Here is a 12524-nt window from a genome sequence, read left to right on the forward strand (position 1 = left end):
GGGGGAGGGGGGAAAATAATTGATATTTCTTACTTTTTATTGGTAGATGTCAACGGTTAACAGTTAACCAGCAACTATTTCAAATAAGCTATAACAAAACGATCAAATCCCGCTAAGTCTGGGATAATTTTAATCCTAGAATAACTTCCTTGAGCCTCTAACAACCCCGCAACCCCTTCTCCTTGTCCGGCCATCATTTCCACAATCCAAACCCCTCCAGGGCGCAAATAACGGGGCGCTGTTTCAACTAAATGGCGGATAGAATCCAAACCATCGTTACCGCCATCTAGGGCTAAAGTCGGCTCATGTTGGGCTACTTCGGGTTGCAGCGTTGGAATAATATCAGAGGGAATATAGGGGGGGTTAGAGACCATGCCCGTCAGTTGTCCCTGTAGGAATTCTAGGGGTTCCCACCAAGACCCGTGATGGAATTGAATCCGATCGGCTAGACCATGGGTTTGAGCGTTAGATTTAGCGATCGCCAAGGCTTCTAAACTGGTATCTACCCCATGAATTTTAGCCATGGGAAAACTATCCGCTAAACCCAGGGCGATCGCCCCGCTTCCGGTGCCCAAATCCACCCAAATCCCATTATTATCAGGATTTTCAACAGCAGATACGGCCAAATCAATGATTAATTCCGTTTCTGGGCGGGGAATTAGAACCCCAGGACACACCTTTAACGCAAAATGACGCCAGTAAGTTCTCCCCAGCAGGTATTGCAAGGGGATACGCGAGCTTAGGCGTCGTTGCCAAAGTTGGGTCAATTCCGACCAAGGAACTCCTAGGGGAATCGTAGGTTGTTGTTTGAAGGTTTGTAAACGTAGCGTTAATCGGTCTAAACCCCCTAACTCCTGGAGAAACCAGTGGACTTCACTCGGGGAAATCCCCAGGGCAGCGCATTCAGCATCAGCCTGTTCGATCCACTGTTCCAGTTGCCAACCCGATATCGTTTCCCCCATGATAGTTTCCTCGGATTGATTTAATTAACGAGGGGCGGGGGCGGGTTGATTTTTTTGTAAATACTCCAAAGTTTCACGGGGCGGAATCAACACAACCCGATTTAAGAATTGGTCATTATCCTTTTTCAAAGCATCTAACAACCCTTCCAGGTTAACCACATCGATTTTAACGTTAGAGATTAAATCAGGCTGTTGACTTTTAAATTGAGTCAACATACTTTGTAGATCCTCTTTGTAGAAGAACATCGGGATCACCTGTTCATTTCCATTTTGAATCGTCAGATAGCCATTATCCGGCCCACCCTTGGCAATAAATAGCGGAACACCGTTAAACTCACTAACAGCTTGTCCATTTTCTTGGAGAACAGTCTTGGCTAAATCCACTTGTTTTTGCACCGGGACGTAGGCAAACTGAACTTCCTCCGCCGAACCCTGACCTTGTTGGCTCATCCGGTAGACTTCGCCCAAAGAAACCGTTGTCACCTGAATTGTCGAGGCCAGTTTCGGGTCACGACTTTTCAAGCGATCGATAAAAGCCACCGCATCCGTGCGACTGATAAATACACCCGCCACCGCAGCTTTTTTATCTCCCTGGGGTACGGTGGCAACTAAAGGCGCGCCTTGGGTATCCGTAATCGTAAACACAGGAATGGAACGGAGTTTTTCCAGAATTTGGCTTTCTGGAATTGCATAGGCTGGCTCAGTTCCCACTGGAAGCAAGCTAAATAAACGCAATCCCGAATCAGGACTCAGTAAAAACGTACCGCCCACAACTCCCAATACGGCGCCCAAACGAACAATTGATCTGATCATGTTTCCAAATTTTGAATTAAATATTTTTTAGATTGCAGATGCAGTGTGTACCACTGAACCCTGGGGGATGCAGTGGGAGTAAAGCTAAACAGAGAACCCGGGTAGTGTTGACCACCAATAAATTGCACTGACGATCACGGAGTTGTTTTTGTCCCCAAAACCCGAGGAAATTGTCACCCGGAGAAAGTTTTAACCCAAGTTGATATGTCCCGTTAAGTTTTAAAGTCGTGTAATTATACTCAATTTAAAACATGACCCATCGTAACACACCGATCCGGGGATGGACAAAAAGAATTGGCGCTAATCAAGTTAAAATTCAGAATCGGGATGACAGGATTCGAACCTGCGGCATCCTGCTCCCAAAGCAGGCGCGCTACCAAGCTGCGCTACATCCCGTTTAATCTTTTCTGAGTATACCCTAGATTTACACAAATTGGATTAAAAATTGCAAAATTGATTCAGAAGAAGCTAGGAGTCGGTTGTCTGTTGTGGGTTATCGGTTGTTTGTTCACACCTCCAGACCTCAACACCTCAACCGCCAACCCAGGCTTAATCTGGATACCAGAACATTCCTTTGATCCCCTCTGGATCGGACATAAAACCCAAATTGCGGTAAAAATCCACAACATGAGGGTCAGCAAATAGAGTAATGTTGCTGATATCATCGCTACGGAGTTTTTTGATGATAAATTTCATCAAGGCTTTACCCATACCCTTATTCTGGAAATCTGGGTGAACGACCACATCCCAGAGCGTAGCATTAAAGGCATGATCGGATGTGGCCCTAGCAAAACCAATCAGCCGTCGCTGATTCCCTCGAATTTGCCACATAGAAACTACAAGGAAACTATACTGAATGGCTTTTTTTACTTTACGCAGGGGCCGCCGAGACCAACCGACTGCATTGCAAAGTTCTTCCAATTCATATAAATCAATGTCCCGATCCGTACTAAAAAAAATGCGACCATTATTACTTGATGACGGGCGAGAGTTTAGGGATACTGACTCCTCGCCTCCACCCTCATACCCCTCATACTCCACCTGGCAGGAGGACGAGGAGGGGGACTCTGAACTGCTAAACAAGTTTTTCCAAAAACCCATGCAGGCGTAGTTAAGGTAATAGATTTTCAATGAACGTATTAGATAGTATATCTCCCGTACCTTCACCTCAATTATGGCTCCGGGCTTAAAATCCTCCACTTTAGAACTCCTAAAACGCTTCAATCGGGCGTTTCCACAGTTTTATGAGCAATTTGTCAGTAGTGAAATTCAACTGCAAAATCTTAAACTGGCCTATGAAGTTTACCAAACTAAGCAGGCTGTTATTGAAATTGAACCCGACAGTAACAAAAGTGCTCTCCATTTTGCCTATCGCAATCAATCGTTTTTACTCAGCGATATTTTTGGGGTTTTGGCGGCCTATGGCCTGACGATTCATAGTCTGAGTTTGTATGGCCAAATTTATCCGCCGATGTTGGTGTTTATTAAGTTGGTGGTTTCTCGGGGAGGCAAGGCACTCACGGATAAAACCTCGGACAATGTTTGTCGGGCGGTGCGAGAAGCCTTGGCCGGACATTTCGAGGTGGAAGAAATGTTGGCCGTGGAATTTAACCTGGATGCGGGGTTAGAGGATGTGGCCACGGAATTTTATGTTGACCCGGTGTTTCACCTCCCGGCGTTATTGATTGAGGCTGATAACCAACCCGGATTGTTTTATAAGGTTATGTATGCGATTTGGCAGGAGGATTTATTGGTGGTCAATGCTAATTTGTTGGTCTGGCGGGGACGCACCCGGTTAATTTTATATTTATTGGGGCCGAATGAAAGTTTGATTCCTGAATATCTTGGCCAAAAAATTGCCGAGGGTATGCGACAACGGTTAATGGGAGAACGATTTTAATATCCTCGAATCATTAAAAAGTTGTTTTCATGGTTACTGCGGTTGATTTATTTAGCGGTTGTGGTGGTTTATCCCTTGGGTTTAAGCAAGCGGGAATTGAGATATTAGGGGCTATTGATAACTGGAATCCATCCCTAGAGGTCTATCAAGCTAATTTTGATCATTTAGCAATTTTGCAGGATCTCACGGATGAAGTTACAGCCATCAAAATAATCCAAAAACTTGATCCTGAGATGATCATTGGTGGCCCCCCATGTCAAGATTTTTCTAGTGCGGGAAAGCGAGATTTAAACGGCGATCGCGCTAATTTAACATACAATTTTGCTAATATTGTTTGTGCCATTCAGCCTCAATGGTTTGTTATGGAAAATGTGCCAAGAATAACTAAAAATCCTATTCTCACCCAAATATCTGATCAGTTTTTGAAAAAGGGTTATGGTTTATCTGCCATTGTTTTAAATGCGTCTTTTTGTAATACACCCCAATCGAGATCGCGTTTTTTTCTAATAGGTGAACTGGGAGGTAAAAATAATGCTTTGGTAGATTTATTGAAGTTGAGTTTATCAAAAAAACCAATGACAATTAGAGATTATCTGGGGGAAAGATTAAATCTTCAATATTATTATAGACATCCCAGAAGTTACGCGCGGCGAGGGATATTTTCGATTGATGAACCTAGTCCCACCATCAGAGGAGTTAATCGTCCGATTCCACCCAACTATAAACTCCATAGTGGTGATCCGCAAGATATTGATCTAAATACTATCAGACCTTTATCTACTATAGAAAGGAGTTATATTCAAACCTTCCCCGATTCTTTTAAATTTATAGGAACAAAAACCAATTTAGAACAAATGATTGGAAATTCTGTCCCCGTTAATTTAGCTTTCTTTGTAGCATCTACTCTCGTCAAATATAGCAAGGAACAGCGAACACCGACAAAAAACAGTTAACCCTTGAGGTATAATTTATGAGGTTTATTTCCTTAACTTTTTGATAATCTTAAAAGTGTTTCTCCTTGTAATAATTGATGGGTTTCTGCTAGGAGTTGCGGAATTTTATCGGCGTGGGGACTATTCATTAAACATTGACTTAAATCAATATTTTCTACCGTTTCTGCATTTTTTCCGGGGAACCAATCCCCGCCATTTCCTAATAAATTATAACGCATTTTAGCATAGTCAATCATATCATAGGCGATCGCTAAATTCCTTAACCATAAAATCACCGGAATATTAATATTATTCGGGGTTTCTTCCTGACGCGGTAAACCAACATTCCAGGTTTTTGCCCAATTTTCTCCAAAACAATCGATTAATTCCTGTTCTAAACGTTGCTGAATGGGGGGTAAAATTTCATCCCAACGATCTAAAAGAGGAATGGTTTTTAAATGTTCATCAAAATCCGTGGGTTTGGATGCTCCAATACTTAAAGTATGAACTTGAGGATGGCTTAAACAAAATAAATTATTAAAAACTATCGGACTCAGAGGAGAACATAAATTCACTAACTTTTCAGGTGGGTTATAAAGTTGACCCCCTTTATCGGATGGACTAATAATAAAAACCCCCATATCGTGACGGGTTGCGGCTTCAATTGCTGGCCAATTATTTTGATTAATATAATACCAATGTAAATTGACATAATCAAATTCATTGGTTTCAATGGCTTTAATAATAATCTCTGTAGGGCCATGGGTCGAAAAGCCGATAAATCTAACTTTTCCCTCTGCTTGTAATTGTTTGGCAACGGCTAAACATCCCCCAGGTTTGATCGTATCCTCTAAATTTTCATGATTATTAATACCATGAATAGCGAATAAATCAATATAATCTAACTGTAAATAAGCCAAAGATTGATCAAAATCCCGTTTAAACTTTAAAGGATCTGAATCAGGAGAAACTTTAGTTTGTACAATTAATCTTTCTCGGGGAATTTTAGGTAAAACTTTCCCTAACTGCATTTCTGAAGTGCCATAACCCCTAGCGGTTTCAATATGATTAATTCCCAATTCTAGGGAACGATAAATACAGGCTTCGAGTTGTTTTTGGTTGGTTTCAGGAATTTGATCAAAGCTAGTATCTTGCCATTGATGTTGATATCTCATTCCTCCACAGGAAAATACAGGCATCGATAATTCTGTTCGTCCAAATCGTCTATACTGCATCATAAAAAAGTTAATATTATAGTAAATTAATGGCTAGGAAAATCAATTCCTGAAAGAGAGAGTCCTTCCATTTTTTGTAAATATTGTCCCTGAGCTTTTATACACTCCGCCATTTTTTGATCTTGTATGGCTTGACTTCTGCGATCTGATGAATTATTGCTATATTCCCATATCCCACGAATATCACCGGAGAAGGCTGTACCCTGCTGGTTTTCTAAAACTAGCTCTCTACCTGTTGCATCAATATAGAATTTTCCTCCTTGAACCGACACACTACTAATTGTAATCGATTCGACTCCTTTATAGGGATTGGGAGGGCCATCGACAATTTTAATGCAGATTCTCTGGTTTTGGCGGGCAATCTCTCGGCGGGAATTATTGTACATTGTTCCTTGAGCATAATAAACTCCAGGGGGTAAAATCTGGGGGCTTAGGGGATTACTTTGAGCCGATGCTAAAGAGGAAATGATCATCAGAATTATACTAGCTATTCCTGTTTTAAAAATAAAAAATTTCATGAGTCATACAAATTCTAAAAAGGGAATTAAGTAATAGTCAATTCTCTTGTTGCTAGGTTCTACCTGGCAATACTTTTTGCAGGCTCTGCCTGCTTTCAAATGGAGGCAGAGCCTCCGCTAGTGTGTCCCCTGGTAGAACCAGGGAACGAGAGTGTTATCAATTATTTGAAGTTATAAAATTTCTCGAACTTTTGCTTGTCCATCAATCACTTCACCTACAAGAATGATATCAGCAACTCCGACAAATAAACCATTATCTAAAACCCCAGGAATATTGTTGATTTCTTTTTCTAATTCGGCAGGATTTTCCAGAGCATCAAATTTGACATCAATCACCAAATTTCCTTCATCTGTCACCACGGGTCCGGCTTTTTTTACACCCATTCTTAGGGTCGGTTTTCCCCCTAATTTTTCCAGAGCTTTCATTACTGGAGTCATCGCCATGGGAATTACTTCCACGGGTAATAAAAAAGTTGATCCGAGTCGATCAACCAGTTTAGAATTATCGACAACCACAATAAAAACTTCTGCCAAACTATCAACAATTTTCTCACGAGTATGGGCAGCCCCACCCCCTTTAATTAAGTTTTTGTTAGGATCAACTTCATCGGCGCCATCAATGGCAATATCGATACGATCTACTTCATCTAATGTGGTTAAAGGGATGCCATATTGTTTGGCTAATACTGTGGCTTGAAACGAGGTCGGAATGCCTTTAATATCTTTGAGTTCTCCACTTTGGAGCCGTTCTCCAATATACTGAATCGCATAGGCTGTGGTGGAACCGGTTCCGAGTCCAACAATCGTTCCTGATTGTACTCGATCGGCGGCAGCTTTGCCCACGTACTGTTTCATTAATGTTACAGGATCTTGTTGGCTCATTTTAATTTATCCTTAATAAAGGGTTGTGTTAGATTGTGCTCAAATCTAATTTAACCATAAAGACACAACGAACACAAAGAAGTTGTAAACACTAACCGACTGATTGGTATACTGATTAATGTGGGCATTTGATTTGTGATTGGAGAGTAAATTGTGAGTTTAGATTCGGTTTCTTCCCTATTAAAACAAGGAATTCAACTAAAAGAATTAGGAAATTTAGAAGCTGCGGTTAATATATTTCGGCAGGCTTTAGCTATTAATTCCCAAGATGCAGAAGTTTATAAAAGACTGGCGGAAGTTTATATTTTAATCGGTAAGGAAGATGACGGAATTAACTATTTACATCAAGCCCTGAATTTACAACCGGATTTAGCTTCTGCCTATTTGGTGGTGGGCAATGCTCTTTATGTTCAATCTCGGTTAGATTTAGCAATTTGGGCCTATACCCAAGCCCTGGAAATTCAACCTAATTTTACAGAAGCCCATGCTAATTTGGGCAGTATTTATTTTATTAAAGAACGTTTAGATGAGGCGTTCTCTTGTTATCAAACAGCACTCCACATTGATCCTAATCAGGGGTTAATTCATTGGATGGTGGGAAATTTACTGACAAAACAGCAGAAAATAGAGCCCGCAATTAATAGTTATCAAAAAGCGATAGAATTACAACCAAATAAAGAAATATTTTATTTAAAATTAGCTGAAAATTTAGTTAAAACAAATCAAGTTAATCCCGCAATTGATTGTTATAAAAAAGCCATACAACTTAATCCTCAACGAGCCTTTACCCATCAGGAACTAAACCGACTGCTGCAATTACAATTTCAAGAAGTGGGCGAGAATCAGAGATTTCATGAAGGAGGAGTAGAACTAGCAAGTGCCGGACTACAAACCGAATTCAAATCTCGATCAGAATCAAATATTGAAACGGCTTTACTTGCGTCTGAGAATCAACACTTTTTGGTAGATAATCCTCCAGAAAAAGATAGTGAAAACCTAGAAGTTCAACAATACAAACAACAGGCTGAAGTTCTTATGAGTCAAGGCTTTTATGAACAAGCTCTTGTCGCTTGTCATCAAGCCTTAAAATTACAACCGGATTATTTACCTGCCTATTTAACCTTGGGTAATATTCTGCAATTTCAAGGCAAAATAGAAGCGGCATTACGAGCTTATTTTCAAGCCTTAGAACTGCGACCAAATTTTGCAGAAATTCATGCAAATGTGGGAACTATGTTATTTAAACTGCAACAGTGGGAACAGGCAATTTTGAGTTATCAAAAAGCCTTAGAACTCAATCCCAATTTGGCGGCGGTTTACTGGAATTTAGGCAAAGTTTTTCAAAGCGTGGGTCGGGTTAATGAATCTATTACAGCTTGGCAAAAAGCCTTAGAATTACAACCGAATTTAGTTGAAGCCGAATTTAACTTTGAATTTGGAAATAGTTTAGCCCGTCGCGGTCTTTGGGATGAAGCAGCTAAAAATTATCAACGGGCGATCGCTTTAAAACCTCAGTGGGCAGAAGTCTATTCTAATTTAGCAAGTGTACGATCGCAACAAGGACAAGAACAAGAGGCTATTCAATATTATCAAAAAGCCATTGAACTTAAATCCGATTTACCCCAACCCCATCTCTATCTCGGTCATATTTTCTTTCATAAAAATGATTCTGAAAAGGCAATTTATCACTATCAACAATCGATCAAACTTAAACCCGATTCTATCGATAGTTATGCTAATCTTGCTAATATTTATGCTAAAATTGGTAAGGTAGAAGCCGCGATTCAAAACTTTGAACAAGCCCTAGCTTTACAACCGGATTGGGCGGAACTTCATTGTCGATTAGCCCATATTCGCAAACATGATCAACCCTCAGAAGCCCTAATTAATTTAGAAAAAGCGATTGAGCTTAAACCCGATTTTGTCGAAGCCTATCAACAATTGTGTGATTTACTTAGCCATTCCACCAATTTAGCAAAAGCTCGGGAAATGTCGGATTTATATTGTCAAAAATGTGGGGATAAAGTTCCGGTTTTATCAGCAATTGCCTATATTTTTGCCTATAGTCAATCGGGCGCTTGTCAACAGGCGCTAGAAAAACTCATAGAATTAGAAAAAATCTGTTATCAAGATCCCGATAAATTAGAGATTTCAGAAGTAATTATTCTCTATGAAATTCTCCTATTTACGGTTTCCCACCTGCGGGATGATTTAGAAGCCAATGCCAACTTATATCGCTTAATTGCCCAACAATATTCTAAACATCGCTTCAGTGGTGTCTCCTCGCCCCAGTATGCCTCGATACCGGAAAAAACGAGTTCAAAACCCCTGAGAATTGGCTTGATTTCTAAACACTTCCGACGCCATTCTGTGGGATGGTGTAGTGAGAATTTAATCAAAGAATTGTCCCTAATTTCCCCCCATATTTATATTTATGTCACCGGACAGTTACCAACGGATGAAGTTACCCAAAGATTTGAACACATAGCGGCAAAATTTTACTGGCCAAAATCCTTTCCCAATGGGTTTGGTTCGCCGGAAGAATTAACCGCAGAAATTCTCAAAGATCGGTTAGATATTTTAGTCGATTTAGACTCCATGACTGTGCCTACAAATGTCCAGATATTATATCGTAGACCTGCCCCGGTTTGTGTGTCTTGGTTAGGGTTTGACGCTCCCTATGTTTCACCGGATAACTATTTCTTTTGTGATCAATATAGTCATCCCCCAGGTGTTGAAAAACATTATTTAGAAAAGTTAATTCGTTTACCGAATACTTCCGTCGCTTTAGAACCTTTTAAAAGCCGTCCAGTAGATAGAAATGCCGTGAGAAAGGGTTTAAATATTCAGCCGGATCAAATGGTTTATTTATGTGTTGCACCCGGACGAAAAACTAACCTAGAAATGATTCAAGCTCAGGTTAAAATTCTTCAAGGAGTTCCCAATAGTGTGTTATTTCGTAAGGGTCAAGGGGATAATAACTTAATTCGAGAACTTTATCACCAAGTTTGTGTTGAACAGAATGTTGATCAAGGTCGAGTGATTTTTATTGGCTTAACCAAAACCGAAGAAGAACATCGAGCGATTTATTATGTGGCGGATGCCCTATTAGACTCCTATCCCTATAATGGAGGAACCCATAATTTAGAGGCTTTATCGGCTAATTTACCCATAATTACTCGGGCTGGGGAACAATATTTGTCTCGCATGGGTTACTCGTTTTTAAAAGCTGTTAATCTCGATATTGGTGTGGCTTGGACTTGGGAAGAATATACACAATTAGGGATTAAATTAGGTTTAGATGCTAATTTACGTCATCAAATTAAATCCCATTTAATTCAATCTCAAAACCCCAATTCCTTAGCTCCGTTATGGAATCCTCGAAAATTAGCTCAGGAAATGTATGATATTTTTGAGAGACTTTATCGGCAATAGACCCTACAGAATCAGCGCAGGCGAGGTCAGAAACCCGGTTTGTTTCTTTGCCTAAGTCCTAAATCTTTTGAATCTTCCCAATTTTTGTTACAATCTGTAAACAAACGCTTAAGGTAAAGGGCAGTCTAACAAATGCGGGTTGCGATCGCAGGAGCAGGTTTAGCGGGCATGGCTACGGCAATTGACCTAGTAGATGCCGGACACGAAGTAGAAATTTTTGAATCCCGTCCCTTTGTCGGGGGTAAAGTCAGCAGTTGGATAGACCCGGAAGGAAACCACATTGAAATGGGGTTGCACGTCTTTTTTGGCTGCTACTATAACTTATTTGATCTGATGCGGAAGGTGGGGGCGATTGACAACCTTCGGTTGAAAGACCATACCCACATTTTTGTTAATACCGGGGGAAAAACGGGAAGTTTGGACTTTCGCTTCATTACCGGGGCACCTTTTAACGGGTTGAAGGCCTTTTTCACCACCTCCCAACTCTCCGTAATTGATAAACTACAAAATGCGATCGCCCTGGGAACTAGCCCCATTGTCCAGGGGCTGGTAGACTTTGAAGGAGCGATGAAAACTATCCGAGAACTGGATCGGGTGAGTTTTGCCGATTGGTTTCGCAGTCATGGCGGGTCTGAGGGTAGTTTAAAACGGATGTGGAACCCGATCGCCTATGCTTTAGGATTTATCGATACTGAGAATATTTCTGCTCGGTGTATGTTGACGATTTTCCTGTTTTTTGCCACCAAAACCGAGGCATCTATGTTGCGAATGTTGGCAGGATCTCCGGCGGAATATTTACATAAACCGATTGTTAATTATTTAGAACAACGGGGCGTTAAAATTCATACCCGCCGCCGAGTTAGAGAAATACAATTTTCAGAAATAGAAGGCAAAACCCATGTGACGGGAATGGTCATCGCCAAAGGGGAAACCGAGGAAACAATTATCGCCGATTCCTATGTTTTTGCCGGGGATATTCCAGGGGTACAAAAAATGATTCCCCCTGCTTGGCGAAAATGGCCGGAGTTTGACAATATTTATAAATTAGAAGCGGTTCCCGTAGCAACGGTACAACTTCGCTTTGATGGTTGGGTGACGGAATTAAATGATCCTCAAAAACGTCAACAACTTAAAGAAGCGGCGGGAATAGATAATTTATTATATACAGCCGATGCCGATTTTTCCTGTTTTTCAGATTTAGCATTATCAAGTCCGGCGGACTATTATCGAGAGGGACAGGGATCTTTATTACAGTTAGTATTAACCCCGGGTGATCCATTTATTAAACAAAATAATCAGGAAATTGCCCAACACGTTTTAAAACAAGTTCATAATTTATTTCCTAGTTCCCGAGAACTGAATATGACTTGGTATAGTGTGGTTAAATTAGCTCAATCTTTGTATCGAGAATCCCCCGGAATGGACGCTTACCGTCCGGCTCAAAAAACTCCCATTGCTAATTTCTTTTTAGCGGGAAGTTACACGCAACAGGATTATATTGATAGTATGGAAGGAGCAACAATTTCAGGACGAAAAGCCGCTAAGGCGATCTTAGAAACTCGCTTGAATGATCTGAAACCTGCTCCAGTTGTTGCTCAATAATTCAGGATTTGATCTTAATAATTAGCCAAAACCATCGGTTTTAGGCTAATTATTATTCAAAATTCCTACGCCAGTATAAGTATCCCCCAACATTTGCCAGAACTGATAAAATTCAATCATTTTTTACCCATTCCCTATTACCTATTACCCATTCCCTATTACCCACTCCATCAGGACTTACGCACAAGACCAAAGAAACCGGGTTTCTGGCCCTGATTTTGCGGATGAAATCTGGATTTCTCGTT

General features: G+C 40.7%; 10 protein-coding genes and 1 tRNA gene. 4 read left to right on the top strand and 7 right to left on the bottom strand.

Features of this window, described 5'->3' with window-relative positions; all coding sequences use genetic code 11:
* Window positions 1–74 precede the first annotated feature (74 nt).
* The 4 genes from prmC to PL9631_RS01810 form a co-directional block, all read right to left on the bottom strand.
* On the bottom strand, window positions 75–962 hold the full coding sequence (gene prmC, locus PL9631_RS01795) for a peptide chain release factor N(5)-glutamine methyltransferase (protein ID WP_083616353.1): 888 nt from the start codon (window positions 960–962) through the stop codon (window positions 75–77).
* Window positions 963–986: 24 nt separating this feature from the next.
* Window positions 987–1775, bottom strand: coding sequence for a Tic22 family protein (locus PL9631_RS01800; protein WP_331281242.1), 789 nt, complete (start codon window positions 1773–1775; stop codon window positions 987–989).
* Between the two features lie 322 nt (window positions 1776–2097).
* A tRNA-Pro gene (locus tag PL9631_RS01805) sits at window positions 2098–2171 on the bottom strand.
* A 153-nt stretch (window positions 2172–2324) separates the two neighbouring features.
* A complete protein-coding gene (locus PL9631_RS01810) occupies window positions 2325–2876 on the bottom strand; it encodes a GNAT family N-acetyltransferase (RefSeq protein ID WP_083616412.1) in 552 nt (183 codons plus the stop codon).
* Between the two features lie 73 nt (window positions 2877–2949).
* Here PL9631_RS01810 and PL9631_RS01815 point away from each other — a divergent pair, with 73 nt between their 5' ends.
* Together PL9631_RS01815 and PL9631_RS01820 are read left to right on the top strand one after the other, a co-directional pair.
* A complete protein-coding gene (locus PL9631_RS01815) occupies window positions 2950–3675 on the top strand; it encodes a hypothetical protein (protein ID WP_083616354.1) in 726 nt (241 codons plus the stop codon).
* 29 nt (window positions 3676–3704) lie between these two features.
* On the top strand, window positions 3705–4628 hold the full coding sequence (locus PL9631_RS01820; protein WP_083616356.1) for a DNA cytosine methyltransferase: 924 nt from the start codon (window positions 3705–3707) through the stop codon (window positions 4626–4628).
* 32 nt (window positions 4629–4660) lie between these two features.
* On the opposite strand, the gene PL9631_RS01825 is transcribed toward PL9631_RS01820, so the two are convergent.
* From PL9631_RS01825 to rpiA, 3 genes are all read right to left on the bottom strand, one after another.
* Entirely contained in the window at window positions 4661–5842 is a 1182-nt protein-coding gene (locus PL9631_RS01825) for an aldo/keto reductase (protein WP_083616357.1), read from the bottom strand.
* 26 nt (window positions 5843–5868) lie between these two features.
* Complete coding sequence (locus PL9631_RS01830) at window positions 5869–6315, bottom strand: hypothetical protein (protein ID WP_231516605.1); 447 nt, start codon at window positions 6313–6315, stop codon at window positions 5869–5871.
* Between the two features lie 216 nt (window positions 6316–6531).
* The gene (gene rpiA / locus PL9631_RS01835; protein ID WP_083616361.1) at window positions 6532–7242 is read right to left on the bottom strand and encodes a ribose-5-phosphate isomerase RpiA; all 711 of its coding nucleotides are present in this window, start codon (window positions 7240–7242) and stop codon (window positions 6532–6534) included.
* Window positions 7243–7395: 153 nt separating this feature from the next.
* Between rpiA and PL9631_RS01840 the strand changes: the two genes are divergently transcribed.
* Together PL9631_RS01840 and zds are read left to right on the top strand one after the other, a co-directional pair.
* Complete coding sequence (locus PL9631_RS01840) at window positions 7396–10677, top strand: tetratricopeptide repeat protein (RefSeq protein ID WP_083616363.1); 3282 nt, start codon at window positions 7396–7398, stop codon at window positions 10675–10677.
* A 132-nt stretch (window positions 10678–10809) separates the two neighbouring features.
* A complete protein-coding gene (gene zds / locus PL9631_RS01845; protein WP_083616365.1) occupies window positions 10810–12279 on the top strand; it encodes a 9,9'-di-cis-zeta-carotene desaturase in 1470 nt (489 codons plus the stop codon).
* The last annotated feature ends 245 nt before the right edge of the window (window positions 12280–12524 follow it).

The sequence above is a fragment of the Planktothrix paucivesiculata PCC 9631 genome, assembly GCF_900009265.2.
GTDB classification, from domain to species: Bacteria; Cyanobacteriota; Cyanobacteriia; order Cyanobacteriales; family Microcoleaceae; genus Planktothrix; species Planktothrix paucivesiculata.